The organism is Aeromicrobium sp. PE09-221 (assembly GCF_002174305.1).
GTDB lineage: Bacteria > Actinomycetota > Actinomycetes > Propionibacteriales > Nocardioidaceae > Aeromicrobium.
Map to the genome: position 1 here is coordinate 1 of NZ_MIJB01000021.1, position 16986 is coordinate 16986.

Consider the following 16986-nt stretch of genomic DNA (forward strand, 5'->3'; position numbering starts at 1 on the left):
GGGCGGCCCGTTCTCATCGGTGGACCAGCGCGACCAGCGCGGGTCTCAGCCGCCGACAGGCAGCTCCCCGGTGACCAGGAAGACCACGCGGCGGGCCATGTTGACGGCGTGGTCGCCCAAGCGCTCGTAGTAACGGCCGAGCAGTGCGAGATCGATCGCGGGCTCGAGTCCGTGGTCCCAGGAATCATCGAGCACGATGCGGAACAGCTCGGTGCGCAACCGGTCCATCGTGTCGTCCTCGAGCTCGAGTCGGGCCGCGGCGTTGACATCGCGGTTCGCGACGATCCGCGAGGCCTGGTCGATCATGGAATCGGCCACCGAGGCCATCGACCGGATCGTAGGCTGCACGGCGAGAGGCACGGCCGATTCCGGCATCCGCCGCCGCGCGACCTTGCTGACATGCACCGCCAGGGCGTTCATCCGCTGCAGATCGGCCAGCATCCGCAGTGCGGCGACCACCTGTCGGAGATCCGAGGCCACCGGCTGCTGCGTGGCGAGCACCACGAAGGCGCGTTCCTCGACCTCGTCGATGAGCTCGTCGACATCGCGGCCTCCGTCGATGACGCGCTCCGCGATGGTCGTATCGGCATCGAGGAGCGCCGTCGTCGACTCGGCGACAGCTCGGCGCACGGTGGTGGTGAGGGAGACGAGGTCCTCGACGATCCGGTCGAGCTGCTCGTAGTACTGGTCACGCATGGAACCGACCGTACGCCGCGCGGGTGAACATTCGGCGACGAGTGGTGAACGCCGCATGAACGACAACCGAAACCCTGCCTCTATGCCAGCCACGGCGGGGACACTAGGTGAACGGCAGGCCTACGATCGTCGGTGTGGAAGCCAGCGCCAGCTATGTCATCGTCGGAATGCTCGGGGTCATCCTCGGAGCCGCGCTGACGTGGGTCTGGCGATTCAGCGAGTCCCGACAGCAGGCGCTGCCGCCCTCCGAAGAGCCGCTCGTCCCCCGCGGTGTCGAGGACGTGCTCGCGGTGTTGTCCTCCTCGGCCGTGCTGCTGGACAGCTCCGGTGCCGTCGTCCAGGCCTCGGCCCCGGCGATCGCCCTGGGCGTGGTCGCCGGTGACGAGCTGCGACCCTCCGAACTGGTCGAGCTCGCCCGCGACGTGCAGCGCGACGGCCATGTCCGTGAAGCCGATCTGCTGATCCGTCGCCGTCGACAGGCACCGCTCAATGTCCACGCGCGCGTCGCGCCGCTGACGAGCTCGCTGCGGCTCGTCCTCATCCAGGACCGCACCCGCGAGTGGCAGGTCGAGACCATCCGCCGCGACTTCGTCGCCAATGTCAGTCACGAGCTCAAGACGCCGATCGGGGCGATCAACCTGCTCGCCGAGGCGGTCGGCGAGGCCGCCGACGATCCCGAGGCCGTCGCGCGCTTCGCCGCGCGCATGCGGGCCGAGAGCGACCGCCTCACGCGCCTCGTCCAGCAGATCATCGATCTCTCCCGCCTCCAGAACGACACCGCGAGCGATGACACGGCGGTCGTCACGGTCGACGAGCTCATCGCCGAGGCGGTCGAGCACTCGGCCACTGCCGCCGACCGTCGCGAGATCGAGATCACGATGAGCTCACGACCCGAGCTCGTGGTCTACGGGGACCGCGCACAGCTGCACTCTGCGGTCAGCAATCTGGTCGAGAACGCGGTGACCTACAGCGATCCCGGCGGCCGGGTGGCGATCAGCGCGGAGCGGGACGAGGAGGACGTGCGGATCACCGTGTCGGACAGCGGCATCGGCATCCCCGATGACGAACTCGAGCGGATATTCGAACGGTTCTACCGAGTCGATCCGGCGCGTGCTCGCGCGACCGGGGGCACGGGGCTCGGTCTGTCGATCGTCAAGCATGTCGCCGCCAGCAACGGCGGCACCGTGGAAGTCTGGAGCGAGCCGGGAGTCGGCTCGTCGTTCACCCTGGTGCTGCCGGCACCGGGACTCGAAGAGGAGCACATGTGACCAAGGTCCTGATCGTCGAGGATGAAGCCTCCTACAGCGAGGCCCTCTCCTACGTGCTGCGCAAGGAGGGCTTCGAGGTGGTCGTGGCCGAGACCGGCCCGGACGCCGTGGACCTCTTCGATCGCGGCGGCGCCGACATCGTCCTGCTCGACCTCATGCTGCCCGGCATGTCGGGCACGGAGGTGTGCCGGCATATCCGGCAGTCCTCGACCGTCCCGATCATCATGGTCAGCGCGAAGGACACCGAGGTCGACAAGGTCGTCGGCCTCGAGCTCGGGGCCGACGACTATGTCACCAAGCCCTACTCGCCGCGCGAGCTCCTCGCACGCATCCGAGCAGTGCTGCGGCGGGGTGTCCCGGTGCAGGAGGCCGCCGACGAGTCGACGCTGCAGGTGGGCGCTGTGCGCATGGATGTCGACCGGCACACGGTCACGGTAGGAGGCGAGGAGGTGCGCTTCCCGCTCAAGGAATTCGAGCTGCTCGAGTACTTCCTGCGCAATCCCGGGCGAGTGCTCACCCGCGGCCAGCTCATCGACCGGGTGTGGGGTGCGGACTATGTCGGCGACACCAAGACCCTCGACGTCCACGTCAAGCGCCTGCGCGCCAAGATCGAGGACGATCCCGCCCGCCCGGTGCTGCTCACCACGGTGCGCGGGCTCGGCTACAAGTACGGCAGCTGAGCCGCCTGCGGCGGTGGCAAGTCACTCGGCATCCGCGCGAGGAGCGGTGAGTTACCCCGCACCGGCGGCGTGAGAGTGCGGGACAACCCGCCGCCCGGGACTCAGCGACCCTGGTTGGCGACCGCGGCGATCGCCTCGGCAGCCGCCTCGGGGTCGAGGTAGCGTCCGCCGGGCTGCGTGGGACGCAGGTCCTCGTCGAGGTCGTAGACGAGCGGGATGCCGGTGGGGATGTTGAGCCCCACGACCGCCTCCTCGCTCAGATCGTCCAGGTGCTTGACCAGACCGCGCAGCGAGTTGCCGTGGGCGGTGACGAGCACGACCTTGCCCGCCCGCAGATCCGGGACGATCTGGTCGTACCAGTAGGGCAACATGCGGTCGATGACCTGCGCGAGGGCCTCGGTGCGCGGCAGCAGCTCCGGCGGCAGGTCCGCGTAGCGCGGGTCGCCCGCCTGGCTGTACTCCGAGTCATCGTCGAGGGGCGGCGGGGGCGTGGCATAGGACCGGCGCCAGAGCATGAACTGCTCCTCGCCGAACTCCTCCAGCGTCGCCTTCTTGTCCTTGCCCTGCAAGGCCCCGTAGTGGCGCTCATTGAGCCGCCATGAGCGCTTGACCGGGATCCAGTGGCGGTCGATGCCGTCGAGGGTGATCTGCGCGGTGCGGATGGCCCGGCGCAGCAGCGAGGTGTGCAGGACATCGGGGAGGATCCCCGCCTCGGCGAGCAGGGCGGGAGCACGCTCGGCCTCCGCGACTCCTTGCTCGGTGAGGTCGACATCGACCCACCCGGTGAACTGGTTCGTGGCGTTCCAGACGCTCTGGCCGTGGCGCAGCAAGACGAGGGTGCTCATGGCTCCAGCGTAGTGTCCGGTGGTGATCCCCGTCTCGAGGTCTCCCCCGGGCCGGCTCCGCTCCCCACCGGACGCGTCCGCCGGGCGGTGAGCCTGTGGCCCTAGGTCGTGTCTGGTCATCCAAGGCCGTTGCGAGCGCCGCATCCACGGGATGCCTCGCAATCCCCCGAGCACTCCGCAGAGCGGAGGGGGTACCTCCCGCGAGCGCTAGCGAGGGGGGGAAAGGGAGGTGCCCCCACGCCGGAGCGAAGCCATACCGGCTGGGGCCCCCCACGCGCTTCGCGCGTAGGGGGATTGTCTTGCGAGCGACGTTCCCCCACGCACCGAGGGACCCGTCGGGTGGCGCGCAGCAGGTCAGGGATCGCCAGACACGGCCTAAGCTGGGCCCGTGGACTCCTCGTGGATCGAGCATCGCCGTGGGCGCGACGGTGAACGGCTCGGCTGGATCAGGATGCAGGATGACGGATTCGTCGCCATCGACCTGCTCGGACGCGAGCGGACCGCGATCGTCGACTGGGAGACCGCCGAGTCCACCCTCGACGAGCTCGGCATCGGCTACCTGGCCGAACTGTACGAGCTCGAACTCGAGGACGGCCGATGGCTCCGTGCGCGGATCGCCGAGGTGACCCCCGGATCGATCACGGTGAAGCAGGACGACGGCGGCGCCGTCGGCGCGCCGCAGGTGTACTATCCGCTTCCGTTCCCTGCACCCTCGACGCTTCGTCTGCTGCGCCGCTGAAGACCCTCACTCCTCCTCGCGGGCGATCCGGTGGAGTGCCTGGAGGTAGTCGTCCTGCGAGTGCACCCCGCTGATCGTCCGCGAGGCGTTGACGACGATGAACGGCGTCCGATCCACGCCCACCTGCTCCGCCGTCCGGCGTTGCTTGTCGACATCCTCGGCGTACTCGGTGCTCGCGAGGAGCCCCTCGGCGGTCTCCAGATCGAGTCCGGCCAGCCCCGCGCGGCTGACGAGGACGAAGTGCTCACTGATGTCCGCGCCTTCGAGGAAGTGCGCACGCCACAGCTGATGCAGCAACTCGCGCTGGACGGCGTCACCGGACTCGACGGCCCAGGTCAGCAAGCGCCAGGCATCCGTCGAATCGGCCGGCACGATCTCGTCGAGATTGAACTCGATGCCGCTGATCCGCGCGGCGGGCGCGACCTCGACGGCCGGCGGCCCATCGGGCAACGAACAGGCGCGGTACCCGATGTCGACGGGCTCGCCGGTCAGGATCGTGTACATCGCCGCCGCGCGCTCGAAGCGCACCGCGCCGATGTACGACCACGCATCGGTCACATCGACGAACACCGTCGCCTTCACCGCGCCACCTCCTGGACGTTCACTCGTCACCACCGGCGGGACGCAGATGGCGGAAGGCCTCCAGATTGCGAGTCGATTCACCCCGCGACTCGCGCCAGGCCCACTCCTTGCGGATCGAGCTCGCGAAACCGAGCTCGAGGATGGTGTTGAAGGACTCGTCGGCATAGGTGAGCACCGAGCCGAGCAGCCGGTCCAGCTCCTCGGGAGTGACGGCATGCAACGGCATCCGCCCGTCCAGATAGATGTCGCCCGCCGCGTCCACGGCGAAGGCCACCCCGAAGAGCTTGAGATTGCGCTCGAGCAGCCACCGGTAGACCCCCTCGTGGTTCTCATCGGGGTGCCGGGCCACGAAGGCGTGCACCCCGAGCGCGTGCCGGCCGACCTCCAGTCGGCAGGTGGTGGTGAGCTTGCGCTCCCCGGGGAGATCGACCTCGAAGACGTCCTCGCCGTGACGCACCCAGGTCAGTCCGGCATCGTCCAAGGTCGCGGTGATGATCTCGTGCACGGACGCGGTCATCGTGCCTCCTTCGCATAGCGTCGCCGTACCGCCGCCTCGTAGCACGCGATCATGCGATCGGCGGTGGCCTCCCAGCTGAACAGCTCGGCATGCGCGACGGCCTTGGCGCCGGCCGTGCTCCGCAGACCGGCATCGGTCAGATAGGGGGCGAGCGCCGCGGCGTACTGCGCCGGATCGTGGTCGTCGACGAGCGTGCCGGTCACGCCATCGGCGACAGCCGTGGTGAGGCCGCCGACCCGGGCCGCGACCACCGGTGTCCCGCAAGCCTGCGCCTCGATCGCGACCAGCCCGAAGGACTCGTTATAGGAGGGCACGCACACCACGGATGCCGCGGCATACCAGTCGGCGAGCCGCGCTTGGGCCACCGTCGGGACGAAGCGGACGTCATCGGCGATCCCGAGGTCACGTGCCAGGTCCTGCAGCTCGGTAGGACGCTCCAACCCGCTGCCGGAGGCCCCGCCGATGACGGCGACCTGGGCGGGAATGTCATAGCGCTGACGCAGGCACGCCGCTGCCTTGAGGACGAGATCGGGAGCCTTGAGCGGCTGGATGCGACCGGCGAAGACGATCAGCGGGGTCTCACGATTCAGCCCGAGCCGGTCCCGGGCCGCGTCGCGGTCCCGGGCGCTGAAGACGTCGAGGTCGACACCGGGATGGACGACATCGACCCGACTCGGGTCCGCTCCGTAGAGCTCGAGCAGCTCGCGTCGTTCCTCGTCGGTATTGGCGACGAGCCAGTCCGCGTGACGGACGATCTCCTCTTCACCCCACACCCGGCCCATCGGTTCGGGAGAGTCGCCCTCGGCGAGTGCGGCGTTCTTGACCTTGGCCATTGTGTGCATCGAGTGCACGAGGGGGACGCCCCAGCGCTCGCGCAGGACGGTGCCGACCTGTCCGGAGAGCCAGTAGTGGGAGTGGATGAGATCGAAGTACCCCGGGCCGTTCTCGACATCGACGCGCATCACATCGCGGACGAAGGAGCACAGCTGAGCGGGGAGGTCGTTCTTGGTCAGCCCGTCGAAAGGTCCGGCCGCGACATGATGCACGCGGATGCCGGGCTCGGCGTCGAGGACAGGAGGAAGATGCCGCGACGTGGCGCGGGTGAAGACATCTACCGCGACGCCGCGCTGTGCCAGCCGGCGGGAGAGTTCCAGGACGTAGACATTCATCCCTCCCGCGTCGCCGGTGCCGGGCTGCTCGAGCGGCGACGTGTGCGCCGACAGCATGGCGATTCGGCTGATGTCCACTTAGGCATTCTCGCGCATCGCCCCTGAAGGGCACTCCCAGCGGTACCTTCTCACCGCACCAGCCAGGCGACGAGCAGCAGCGAGGCCCCGGCCGCGACACCCGTGCTCACAGTCGAGAGCACCGCCAACCGTGCGGTGCCCCGCACCACCGTGCTCAGCCGCACACCGAGCCCAAGGGCGAACATTCCCGCAGCGAGCAGGGCCGTCGTGGCGAGATCCGCGATATCCAGCAGGTCCTGGGGCACCCAGCCGGTCGACCTGATCGGGACGGCCACGACGAAACCGATGACGAACCAAGGGATGCCGCGCACACCACCGGCCTGCTGGGCCACGACGAGGGACATCGGCGCGAGAGCACAGACGCGCAGCAGCTTGACCGACACCGCGATGCCCACGGCCAGCGGTGCGGCCGCCGAAGCGGCGGCCACCACTTGGGCGACCTCGTGGATGCTCGCCCCAGCCCAGACGGCCGTCTGCCGATCGCTCAGACCCAGCAGTTCCGAGACCGCGGGCACGAGCAGGATCATCGCGCTGCCGAAGAGGGTCACCATCGCCACTGCCTGGGCCGCCGCCTCTCGGCGGGCGCGCACGAGATCCTGGACTCCGGCGATCGCGGCCGCACCGCAGATCGAGAAGCCCACGGCGATCAACGTCCGCAGGTCCTCGTCGACGCCGAGCCACCGGCCCGCCAGCTGAGTCGCCGAGTAGGTCGCCACGATCGTCGCCACCACGATGAGGACGCCGACGGCGCCGATCTCTACCACCGACGCCACGCTGAGGCGCAGACCGAGGAGGATGACACCGATGCGCAGGACCGTCTTGCCGATCGCCTCCACCGCGACCGTGGACCACGCCAGCTGGGCGCAGACCACCCCCGCGACCAGGGCGAGCACCAGCGGGCTCACCGGTCCACCGTCGAGCACGAGTGCCGCCAGCCCGACCGCGAGGAGCGGCAGGATCGAACGGGCGGCGAGGGGCATGGGACCAGCCTCGGCACTTCGAGCCGCCAGCAGTAGAGCACGGATCACCCACACCTCATAAACTGCGTCTATGACTCCCGACCTCGAGGCCGCCGAGGTGCTCCTCGCCGTCGACGAGCTGGGCAGCATCGGCCGCGCCGCCGAACGTCTCGCGATCACCCAGCCGGCCGCGAGCGCGCGGCTGCGGTCGATGGAGGCGCGGTGGGGGCTCACCCTCGTAGAGCGATCCGCCCGCGGCTCGCATCTGACCGCGGATGGGCGCGCCGTGGCCGGATGGGCTGCGGCCGTGATGGAGCAGGTGACTGCCATGAACGCGGGCCTGCAGGCTCTGCGCCGCGATCACGACCGGGACGTGCGCATCGCGGCAAGCCTCACGATCGCCGGCTTCCTCGTGCCCTCCTGGCTCGGCGCCCTACGCAGCCAACGCCCCGACGCATCGCCCCAGCTGGCCGTCGTCAACAGCGCCGAGGTGACCGAACGCGTCCGTGCCGGGGCGGCCGATGTCGGCTTCATCGAGACCACCGACCTGCCCGAGGATCTCGCCACCCGGCGCGTGGGCACAGACACCCTCGCGATCGTGGCCGCGCCGGGTCATCCCTGGGCCTCCCGAGACTCACCGGTCACCGCCGAGGAGCTCGCCGCAGAACCCCTCGTGCTGCGGGAGCCCGGCAGCGGGACCCGCGGCACCTTCGACTCCGCACTGGCCCGCGTACCGAATATCGCACTCGAAGCGGGCTCCACGGCCAGTCTCATCGGAGCGGCGCAAGCGGGTATCGGCCCCGCGGTGGTCTCCGCGCGCGCCGTGCGGGGACAGCTCGACCGCGGAGAGCTCGTGGAGGTCGAGACCGACCTGGACCTGCGTCGCCCTCTGACCGTGCTGTGGTCGTGGGATCGCCGGTTGTCGGCGACGGCCGAGGCCCTGCTGCGGATCGCCACCGTTCCGGCCTGATGCGACGATGGCCCTATGACCTCACCACGTGTCGCCGTCGTCACCGGTGCCAGCAGCGGTATCGGCGCTGCCACGGCCCGCGCCCTCGCAGCGGAGGGCTTCCACGTCATCTGCGCGGCTCGCCGAACCGAGCGCATCGAGGCCCTCGCCGCCGACATCGGGGGCACACCCGTCACCTGCGATGTGACGAACCCGGAGGACATCGTGCGCCTGGCGGAGGCCTCGGGCTCTCAGGTGGAGGTGCTCGTCAACAACGCCGGCGGTGCCATCGGCCTGGACACCGTCATTGACGGCGATCCCGCGGACTGGCAGCGGATGTACGACATCAATGTGATCGGCACGCTCAACGTCACGCGCTCGCTCATCGGAGCACTGCGAGCGGCTCCGAGCGGCACCGGCACGATCGTCAACATCAGTTCGACCGCGGGTCACGCCGTCTACGAGGGCGGGGGCGGTTACACGGCCGCCAAGCACGCGCTCACGGCCATGACCGAGACCCTGCGCCTCGAGCTCAACGGCGAACCGATCCGTGTGACCGAGGTCGCCCCGGGCATGGTTCACACCGAGGAGTTCTCCCTCACCCGGTTCCGGGGCGATCAGCAACGCGCCGACCAGGTCTATGCCGGGGTCGACCAGCCCCTGCTCGCCTCGGATATCGCCGAGACCGTCAGCTGGATCGCCACCCGACCACCCCACGTCAACGTCGACCTGCTCGTCGTGAAACCGCTCGCACAGGCTGCCGCGCATAAGGTCGCGAAGGGTCCGCTGACTGCCCGCTGAGGGTCGGGCGGACTTGCAGGACGGCCGCCCCCGATGCCACAGTGGGCACGGTTTTTGCCCCCATTCCAAGGAGTGACCGTGGCCACAGCCACAAAGGACGGCGTCGCGGCCCTGCGCCGCGGCGTCTTTTACCCGGCCTTGGGCTTCCTCGCCCTGGTCGTCGCGCTCAGCATGATCTTCCCCGGCACCGTGGACGATGCCCTCGGCACATTGCAGAGCAATGTGGTCAATGGCCTCGGGTGGTACTACGTCCTCCTCGTCGCTGGATTCGTCATCTTCGCCGTGTGGGTAGGTGCCGGCAGATTCGGTGACATCACCCTCGGCAAGGACGATGACGAGCCAGAGTTCGGCATCTTCGCCTGGTTCTCGATGCTGTTCGCCGCAGGCATGGGCATCGGCCTGGTGTTCTGGGGTGCCGCCGAGCCGCTCACCTTCTTCGTGGACCCCAAGCCCGGTGTCGAAGGTTCCGAAGGCTCCCTGGTCAACTCGGCCATGTCCCAGGTCTTCCTCCATTGGGGGTTCCACGCCTGGGCGATCTACGTGGTCGTCGGTCTGACGATGGCCTACGCGATCCATCGCAAAGGTCGGCCGATCTCCCTGCGCTGGGCACTCGAACCGCTCCTCGGCGAACGCGTCAAGGGTGGTCTCGGCGACGCCATCGATGTCTTCGCCATCATCGGCACCGTCGCTGGTGTCGCCACCTCGCTCGGACTCGGCGTTCAGCAGATATCCGCCGGACTCGTCCACCTCGGCGTCATCGACGAGGCACTCGACTGGCATCTGGTGGCGTTGATCATCGTGATCACCCTGCTCGCGACGATGTCGGTCGTCTCGGGCGTCGGACGCGGCATCAAATGGCTGTCGAATATCAACCTCGGTCTGGCCGGGGCCTTCATGCTGGTCGTCCTCGTCCTCGGACCCACGTTGTTCCTCCTGCGCGACTTCGTGCAGAACATCGGCAACTATCTGTTCAACCTGATCCCGTTGAGCTTCAACACCAGCGCGCTGACCGGTGAAGCCGGGATCGAGTGGCAGGCCGCGTGGACGACATTCTATTGGGGCTGGTGGATCTCCTGGTCCCCCTTCGTGGGCCTCTTCATCGCACGGATCTCCCGGGGGCGTACGGTCCGCGAGTTCGTGGCGGGCGTCATGCTCGTGCCGGTCCTCGTGACGATGGCGTGGTTCACCGTCATGGGCGGTACCGCGATCTTCCAGCAGATGAACGGCCAGGACCTGACCGATGGCGACGGTGGTGTCACGCCGGAGAACGCGTTATTCGAAATGCTGAGTAACCTCCCGGCCGGGAACCTACTGGCAGGTATCGCTATCGTCATGATCGTCATCTTCTTCGTGACATCATCGGACTCCGGCTCCCTCGTGGTGGACATGCTCAGCCATGGCGGACACGCCGAACCACCGACGTGGAGCCGTGTGCTGTGGTCCTTCATCGAAGGCGGTGTGGCGATCGGCCTGCTGCTCGCGGGTGGCCTCACGGCGCTTCAGACCGGTGCGATCCTGACAGCGGTGCCGTTCAGCCTCATCATGATCGCCATGTGTTTCGCCACGTACAAGGCGCTCAAAGACGAATACCGGGAGATCCGCCGGCTCGGACTACGTGCCCGCCAGCGCGAACTCCAGCTCGAGCTCACCGAACAGATGGCTCCGGCGCTCACCGAGCACGTCGTCGACGAGTTGTCGGAGAACTTCGACGACCACTTCGGCGATCAGGTCGACGAGCGCGTCACGACCGCCCTCGACGACTACGACTTCGAGGCGACGGACGAGAGCGGCGGCCAGTCCAAGAACTGAGCACCGCCCTCACGCGGAACGCCCCGGAAAGCCTGTGCTTTCCGGGGCGTTCGCCGTCGACACCGGTCAGTGGACCACGACCGGCGGCTGCCCTTCGTCATCGAGCAGTCGGCTGGCCTCCCGCTTCTTGGGCAGGAAGAGCGCGGAGACGACCGTCACGGCCACCATCGCGAGGGCGACCCAGTAGGTGTGGGCGAAGGCCTCGGCGGCATCGGAGAGCCCCTCCGCGACGGCCGCGGGACCACCGATGCGGTCGACGAGCGAGGGATCGGCCTGCGAGGCGATCGCCGGCCCTGCCAGGTCGCTGCTCTTGAGACCATTGGTCAGCAGCACCGACATGACCGCCACGCCCACCGAACTCGCGATCTGCTGGGTGATGTTGAGCAACGTCGAGCCGCGGGCCACCTCGTGGTGCGTGAGGGTACGCAGCGCGCTGGTCATGATCGGCATCATCGTGGCGCCCATCCCCAAGCCCATGACGAACAGCGTCCCGATGAGAAAGGTGTACGAGGTGTCCGCCTCGATCTGAGTCAGGCCGAACATGCCGATCAGGATCAACACCAGGCCGACCGGCACGATGCGGCCGACCGGGAAGCGGTCGGCGAGCGCGCCGGCGATGGGCATCGTCAGCATCGCGCCGATGCCTTGCGGCGCCACCAGCAGCCCGGCCATCAGCACACTCTCGCCCCGCACCTGCTGAAAGTAGGTGGGCACGAGCAGCAGGCCGCCGAAGAACGCTGCCCCGAAGAGGAACATCGTGATGATGCTGACCGTCAGGTTGCGATTGCCGAACAGCCGCAGGTCCAGCAGCGGGTGCTGGGGCTTGAAGGAGTAGAACACGAAACCGATCACCAGGGCCGCACCGATCAGCATGGTGATCCACACCTTCGGGGCGGCGATCGTGCCCTCCTCGGGGATCGAGGAGATCCCGAACAGGAACAGCGCGAGTCCCGGGCTCATCATCAGCATGCCGACGACATCGAAGGACTCGCTCGGCTCGGCTCGGTCGGCGTCGAGCACGCGCCAGGCGTAGATCATGGCGATCAGGCCGATGGGCAGGTTGATGAGGAAGACCCAGTGCCAGCTGGCGACGTCGATCAGCCAGCCGCCGAGGATCGGGCCCAGGATCGGGCCGAGCAGCATCGGCACACCGAGGATGGCCATCAGACGGCCCATCCGCTGCGGACCGGCGGCACGCGTCATGATCGTCATGCCGAGGGGCATGAGCATGCCGCCGCCGAGGCCTTGGACGACGCGGAAGGCGATGAGCGCCTCGATGCTCCACGCCATCGCGCACAGCACCGAGCCGATCGTGAAGAGCGCGATGGCGATCATGTAGAGACGCTTGGTGCCGAAGCGGTCCGCCGCCCATCCGGTCAGCGGGATGACGGTCGCGAGGGCGAGCGTGTAGGCCGTGACCGTCCACGCGACGGTGGAATAGGCCAGCGGGTGGTCGACGGTGCCGAAGTCGGTCTGGAAGGTCGGCAGAGCGACATTGACGACGGTGATGTCGAGGATGGACATGATGGCACCGAGCACCACGACACCGGCCACTTTGAGGACGGCGGCGTCGATCTTGTCGGGGTACTCAGGTGCCGACTGAGCGTTAGTCATGCAGATCGTCTTTCGTGAGATCGAGGAGTGGAGCGAGCGCTGCGGAGAGCTGTTCGCACTGGCCTGGCTCGAGGCGATCGAGCATGGCGCGCAGGGAGCCGCGCTTCGCGTCCAGATGCGCACGCGCCAGATCACGGCCCTTCGTGGTCAACCCGACGAGCTTGACGCGGCGATCGTGCTCGGATTCGTCGCGTTCGACGAGGCCGAGTTTGACGAGCTGGTCGATATTGCGGCCCGCCGAGGCGACCGACAGGGAGACCAGCTGCGCGATCTCGCCGATCGGGAGGGGGTCGTCGGCCTGGGCCAGGGTGAACAGGGTCCGGGCCTGCGAGAAGGACAGATCCATGGCGAGGAAGACCTCATAGGCGTCCGACTCCGCATTGATGAACACCCGGCTGAGGAAGGTCTCGAGGTCCGAGAACGCCGCGGCGCGGGCATCCGATGCAGTCACCGAGCAATAGTAACGCTCGTGCAACTATCACGGAACCGTGACCTTTGCCACTGCGTGAGTATTGCCCTGCGGACGGATGACGATGCATTCGGGCGGCTACAGCGACCTTTGCGCATCACCATCCGTCCGCGCTCGCTCTCACGTCAGTGCCTTCGGGTCGCCATGGCAACCGTTACGCATCATCGTCAGTCTTCGGCGCGGGGCGGCGGCTCGAAGCTAGGAGGCGGGGCGAGCTCCCCGGCTCGGCGGCGATAGTGTCGGCGCAGCGGAACGCATGCGCACGTAGCCGCGGCCCGCCCGAAAAGCTCGCGAGCACGGTCGGACTCACCCGCATCGGCAGTGAGCTCCGCCAGGGCGCCGAGCATCCGATGGTCCCGCGGCTCCACCTCACCCAGCTCGGCGAGCGCTCGGCGCGCCCCGTGCACGCGTGCGTGGACCACCGCGCGGTTGAGGCGGACCACCGGATCGTCGCCGCTCAGCGCGCACAACCGGTCGTAGAACACAAGCAGTAACCGCGTATCAGTCTCCTGCTCGGTAGGGGCGATGGCATGGACGCCCGCGATCAATGCCTGGAGGCGCAGCTCCTCGGCGAGACCAGTGTCGGGCTCCAACGCCAGCAGGCGGGTCATCGCGGTGGCAATCTCATCGTGCCGCCATCGCCCGCGGTCCTGGTCGGCGAGGAGCACGAGCTCTCCCGCGGCGTCGACCCGTGCCGCACGGCGTGCATGTTGGAGTTCCAGGAGCGACCGCAGCGCGCGGATATCCGTGCGTCCGGGCAGCAGGTCGTCGAGCACCGCCACGAGACGAACGGCCTCCGCACAAATCGACGGCCGTACGACATCGTCCCCCTCGTCGGGGGCGTAGCCACTGGTGAAGAACAGGTGGATCGTCCGCAGGGCACCCGCGAGACGCTCATCGAGTGTGGTGCCCCACGGCAGGGAGAGACCATCCGGAGCCGCGACCGCACGCTGTCGCGCCCGGGTGAGGCGGGCCGCCATCGTCGGAGTGGAGACCGCGAGGAGCCCGGCGATCCGCTCGGTGCGCAGCCCGAGCACCCATCGCAGGGCGAGAGCGGCCTGGGCATGGTGCGGCACCTGCGGGTGACAGGCGAGGAAGATCAGCCGCAGCATCTCGTCGTCGACGACCTCCGGAAGCTCATCGGAGCACCGGTCGGCCAGCAGATCGGCTGCGCGCGCCAGCGCCCGATGGCCGACCGCCTCGCTCCGCAGCCGGTCGATCGCCTCCCGCTGCGCCACGCGATGCAGCCACGCGGCCGGAGACGAGGGCGTCCCGTCTGCCGGCCACCTGCGTGCGGCGGTGGCGAACGCCTCGGCGAGGGCGTCCTCCGCGAGATCGACCCGTTCGAACCGAGCCGTGAGCAGCGCCAGGAGCCTCGACCAGTGCTCGCGCCAGGCACGTTCGACCGCCTGCTCGTCCATCTCCTCCCCCGCCGGCTCAGGACTCCTCGTCGAGGAGGCGCCGAACCTCCGCGACACCGCCGTCATAGGCCATCAGCCGGCACACATCGAGGAGGTCGTCGAGATCCTCGGAGGCCACGAGGTAGAACCCGCTCAGCTGCTCGGTCGTCTCGGTGTAGGGGCCCTGGGTGACGATATGGCCGTCGCCCTCGGCCCGGACGACCCGGGCATGCTCGGAGTGCTCCAGCTCGGCCCCGCCGGTGATCTCGTGTCCGCGGGCCGTGAGTTGCTCCGCGAAGTCGCGATGCCGCTGATACGCCGCCTCGCGCTGCTCGGCAGTCATCTGCTTCCAGGCGTCCTCGCCGCCCGGCAAGAGGATCATGTAGTGGGTGGTCATGGTCGTTCCTTTCCTCATCAGTCACCACTGTGACGGTGCGACGTCGGAGAATTCGACAGTCCGACATAAGATTTCTGAGTGCCCATACGCTCTGACCTCCGCAATGTCGCCATCGTCGCCCACGTCGACCACGGCAAGACCACCCTCGTCGACGCGATGCTGCAGCAGCAGGGCGCCTACGCCGAACACCAGGAAGTGACCGAGCGGGTCATGGACTCCGGCGATCTCGAACGCGAGAAGGGCATCACGATCCTCGCGAAGAACACCGCCGTCCGCTACGAGGGTCCCGGTGCCGAGGGTGGCGTCACGATCAACATCATCGACACCCCCGGCCACGCCGACTTCGGCGGCGAGGTGGAACGCGGTCTGTCGATGGTCGACGCGGTCGTGCTGCTGGTCGATGCCTCGGAGGGTCCGCTCCCCCAGACTCGGTTCGTGCTGCGCAAGGCGCTGACGGCCAAGATGCCGGTGATCCTCGTGGTCAACAAGGTCGACCGACCCGATGCGCGCATCAGCGAGGTCGTCGATGAGGCCTATGAGCTCTTCATGGACCTGCTGCCCGAGGACGCCGCCGATGACGCCCTCGACTTCCCGGTCGTCTACGCCTCGGCGAAGGCCGGTCGGGCCTCGACCGAGCAGCCCGCCGACGGCGGACTGCCCGAGAACGACAACCTCATCCCGCTGTTCCAGACGATCATGGACTACGTCCCGGCGCCGGAGTATGACGAAGGCGCGCCGCTCCAGGCCCACGTCACCAACCTCGACTCCTCGCCCTTCCTCGGCCGCCTCGCGCTGGTCCGCGTCAAGAACGGCGAGCTGAAGAAGGGCCAGCAGGTCGCGTGGATGAAGCGCGACGGCTCGATCGACCGGGTCAAGATCACCGAGCTGCTGGTGACCGAGGCGCTGGAGCGCAAGCCCGGCGAGAAGGCCGGCCCCGGCGACATCGTCGCGATCGCCGGTATCCCCGAGATCATGATCGGCGAGACCCTGGCCGATCCCGAGAATCCGATCGCGTTGCCGCTCATCTCGGTCGACGAGCCGGCGATCTCGATGACGATCGGCACCAACACCTCCCCCCTCGCCGGCCGAGAGAAGGGCACCAAGGTCACCGCGCGCCTGGTCAAAGACCGTCTCGATGCCGAGCTCATCGGCAATGTGTCGATCCGCGTGCTCCCCACCGACCGCCCCGATGCATGGGAGGTGCAGGGCCGTGGTGAGCTGGCGCTCGCGATCCTCGTCGAGCAGATGCGCCGCGAGGGCTTCGAGCTGACCGTCGGCAAGCCGCAGGTCGTCACCCGCGAGATCGACGGCAAGCTGCACGAGCCGGTCGAGCGGCTCACGATCGACATCCCCGAGGACTACCTCGGCACCGTGACGCAGCTGCTCGCGGTCCGCAAGGGCCGGATGGAGCAGATGGTCAACCACGGCACGGGCTGGGTGCGCATGGAGTTCCTCGTGCCCTCGCGCGGCCTGATCGGATTCCGTACCGAGTTCCTCACCGACACCCGCGGCACCGGCATCGCGAACCACGTGTTCGAGGGCTACGAGCCGTGGTTCGGCGAGATCTCGACCCGCCCGTCGGGCTCGCTGGTGGCCGACCGCGCAGGTGCGGCGTCGTCCTACGCGATGACCTCGCTGCAGGAGCGCGGCACGCTGTTCGTGGAGCCGGGCACAGAGGTCTACGAGGGCATGATCGTCGGCGAGAACTCCCGTGATGACGACATGGACGTCAACATCACCAAGGAGAAGAAGCAGACCAATATCCGCTCGGCGACCTCGGACAATTTCGAGAAGCTGATCCCGCCGAAGAAGCTGTCGCTGGAGCAGAGCCTGGAATTCTGCCGCGAGGACGAGTGCGTCGAGATCACGCCGACGCATGTGCGGATCCGCAAGGTCATCCTCGACGCCGGCGACCGCGCCCGTGCCGCCCGCAAGCGGGGTTGAGCCAGGAGACAACGCACGGTCGGTGAAGTCCAGAGGCACCGGTCGCTACCGGCCGGTTCCGGACCGGTGA

General features: G+C 68.3%; 17 protein-coding genes. 7 read left to right on the plus strand and 10 right to left on the minus strand.

What is annotated here, in order from left to right:
• Positions 1-45: 45 nt before the first annotated feature.
• Positions 46-696, minus strand: coding sequence for a phosphate signaling complex protein PhoU (gene phoU, locus BHE97_RS11290; RefSeq protein WP_087624146.1), 651 nt, complete (start codon positions 694-696; stop codon positions 46-48).
• Positions 697-830: 134 nt separating this feature from the next.
• Here phoU and BHE97_RS11295 point away from each other — a divergent pair, with 134 nt between their 5' ends.
• Together BHE97_RS11295 and BHE97_RS11300 are read left to right on the plus strand one after the other, a co-directional pair.
• On the plus strand, positions 831-1964 hold the full coding sequence (locus BHE97_RS11295; RefSeq protein ID WP_087624147.1) for an ATP-binding protein: 1134 nt from the start codon (positions 831-833) through the stop codon (positions 1962-1964).
• Positions 1961-2644, plus strand: a complete 684-nt coding sequence (locus BHE97_RS11300; RefSeq protein ID WP_087624148.1) for a response regulator transcription factor — start codon at positions 1961-1963, stop codon at positions 2642-2644. The genes BHE97_RS11295 and BHE97_RS11300 overlap by 4 nt, the downstream gene beginning before the upstream one ends.
• Positions 2645-2745: 101 nt before the next feature.
• On the opposite strand, the gene BHE97_RS11305 is transcribed toward BHE97_RS11300, so the two are convergent.
• Positions 2746-3489 carry a phosphoglyceromutase gene (locus BHE97_RS11305; RefSeq protein WP_087624149.1) on the minus strand — a complete coding sequence of 248 codons (744 nt, stop codon included), beginning with the start codon at positions 3487-3489 and terminating at the stop codon, positions 2746-2748.
• Between the two features lie 388 nt (positions 3490-3877).
• Between BHE97_RS11305 and BHE97_RS11310 the strand changes: the two genes are divergently transcribed.
• Entirely contained in the window at positions 3878-4228 is a 351-nt protein-coding gene (locus BHE97_RS11310; RefSeq protein ID WP_087624150.1) for a hypothetical protein, read from the plus strand.
• Positions 4229-4234: 6 nt separating this feature from the next.
• On the opposite strand, the gene BHE97_RS11315 is transcribed toward BHE97_RS11310, so the two are convergent.
• Genes BHE97_RS11315 through BHE97_RS11330 form a run of 4 tightly spaced genes read right to left on the minus strand, consistent with a single transcriptional unit; the run spans position 4235 to position 7554 of the window.
• A complete protein-coding gene (locus BHE97_RS11315) occupies positions 4235-4810 on the minus strand; it encodes a DsbA family protein (RefSeq protein WP_170931375.1) in 576 nt (191 codons plus the stop codon).
• A gap of 19 nt (positions 4811-4829) precedes the next feature.
• A complete protein-coding gene (locus BHE97_RS11320) occupies positions 4830-5327 on the minus strand; it encodes a YbjN domain-containing protein (protein ID WP_087624152.1) in 498 nt (165 codons plus the stop codon).
• Positions 5324-6574 (minus strand): D-inositol-3-phosphate glycosyltransferase, encoded by a 1251-nt coding sequence (gene mshA / locus BHE97_RS11325; RefSeq protein ID WP_343286117.1) that lies wholly within the window; start codon positions 6572-6574, stop codon positions 5324-5326. Before mshA ends, BHE97_RS11320 begins: the two co-directional genes overlap by 4 nt.
• A gap of 50 nt (positions 6575-6624) precedes the next feature.
• On the minus strand, positions 6625-7554 hold the full coding sequence (locus BHE97_RS11330) for a putative sulfate exporter family transporter (RefSeq protein WP_170931376.1): 930 nt from the start codon (positions 7552-7554) through the stop codon (positions 6625-6627).
• Between the two features lie 70 nt (positions 7555-7624).
• Between BHE97_RS11330 and BHE97_RS11335 the strand changes: the two genes are divergently transcribed.
• From BHE97_RS11335 to BHE97_RS11345, 3 genes are all read left to right on the plus strand, one after another.
• On the plus strand, positions 7625-8503 hold the full coding sequence (locus BHE97_RS11335) for a LysR family transcriptional regulator (RefSeq protein ID WP_087624154.1): 879 nt from the start codon (positions 7625-7627) through the stop codon (positions 8501-8503).
• Positions 8504-8518: 15 nt separating this feature from the next.
• Positions 8519-9283 (plus strand): SDR family NAD(P)-dependent oxidoreductase, encoded by a 765-nt coding sequence (locus BHE97_RS11340; RefSeq protein ID WP_087624155.1) that lies wholly within the window; start codon positions 8519-8521, stop codon positions 9281-9283.
• A gap of 78 nt (positions 9284-9361) precedes the next feature.
• Positions 9362-11092, plus strand: coding sequence for a BCCT family transporter (locus tag BHE97_RS11345; RefSeq protein WP_236757653.1), 1731 nt, complete (start codon positions 9362-9364; stop codon positions 11090-11092).
• A gap of 66 nt (positions 11093-11158) precedes the next feature.
• Here BHE97_RS11345 and BHE97_RS11350 read toward each other — a convergent pair whose 3' ends face one another.
• The 4 genes from BHE97_RS11350 to BHE97_RS11365 all read right to left on the minus strand — a co-directional run bounded on the left by BHE97_RS11350 (position 11159) and on the right by BHE97_RS11365 (position 14972).
• The gene (locus tag BHE97_RS11350; RefSeq protein ID WP_087624157.1) at positions 11159-12706 is read right to left on the minus strand and encodes a DHA2 family efflux MFS transporter permease subunit; all 1548 of its coding nucleotides are present in this window, start codon (positions 12704-12706) and stop codon (positions 11159-11161) included.
• Complete coding sequence (locus BHE97_RS11355) at positions 12699-13157, minus strand: MarR family transcriptional regulator (protein ID WP_087624158.1); 459 nt, start codon at positions 13155-13157, stop codon at positions 12699-12701. Before BHE97_RS11355 ends, BHE97_RS11350 begins: the two co-directional genes overlap by 8 nt.
• A gap of 185 nt (positions 13158-13342) precedes the next feature.
• Positions 13343-14596, minus strand: a complete 1254-nt coding sequence (locus BHE97_RS11360) for a DUF6596 domain-containing protein (protein WP_170931377.1) — start codon at positions 14594-14596, stop codon at positions 13343-13345.
• A gap of 16 nt (positions 14597-14612) precedes the next feature.
• Positions 14613-14972 carry a YciI family protein gene (locus BHE97_RS11365; protein ID WP_170931378.1) on the minus strand — a complete coding sequence of 120 codons (360 nt, stop codon included), beginning with the start codon at positions 14970-14972 and terminating at the stop codon, positions 14613-14615.
• Positions 14973-15050: 78 nt separating this feature from the next.
• On the opposite strand from BHE97_RS11365, the gene typA reads away from it, so the two are divergent.
• A complete protein-coding gene (gene typA / locus BHE97_RS11370) occupies positions 15051-16916 on the plus strand; it encodes a translational GTPase TypA (protein ID WP_087624161.1) in 1866 nt (621 codons plus the stop codon).
• Positions 16917-16986: the final 70 nt, after the last annotated feature.

Coding starts and splice junctions, on each gene's coding strand:
- BHE97_RS11330 (WP_170931376.1), bottom strand. CDS start 7,554: ATGCCCCTCGCCGCCCGTTCGATCCTGCCGCTCCTCGCGGTCGGGCTG.
- BHE97_RS11335 (WP_087624154.1), top strand. CDS start 7,625: ATGACTCCCGACCTCGAGGCCGCCGAGGTGCTCCTCGCCGTCGACGAG.
- BHE97_RS11305 (WP_087624149.1), bottom strand. CDS start 3,489: ATGAGCACCCTCGTCTTGCTGCGCCACGGCCAGAGCGTCTGGAACGCC.
- BHE97_RS11360 (WP_170931377.1), bottom strand. CDS start 14,596: ATGGACGAGCAGGCGGTCGAACGTGCCTGGCGCGAGCACTGGTCGAGG.
- BHE97_RS11320 (WP_087624152.1), bottom strand. CDS start 5,327: ATGACCGCGTCCGTGCACGAGATCATCACCGCGACCTTGGACGATGCC.
- BHE97_RS11350 (WP_087624157.1), bottom strand. CDS start 12,706: ATGACTAACGCTCAGTCGGCACCTGAGTACCCCGACAAGATCGACGCC.
- BHE97_RS11340 (WP_087624155.1), top strand. CDS start 8,519: ATGACCTCACCACGTGTCGCCGTCGTCACCGGTGCCAGCAGCGGTATC.
- BHE97_RS11365 (WP_170931378.1), bottom strand. CDS start 14,972: ATGACCACCCACTACATGATCCTCTTGCCGGGCGGCGAGGACGCCTGG.
- phoU (WP_087624146.1), bottom strand. CDS start 696: ATGCGTGACCAGTACTACGAGCAGCTCGACCGGATCGTCGAGGACCTC.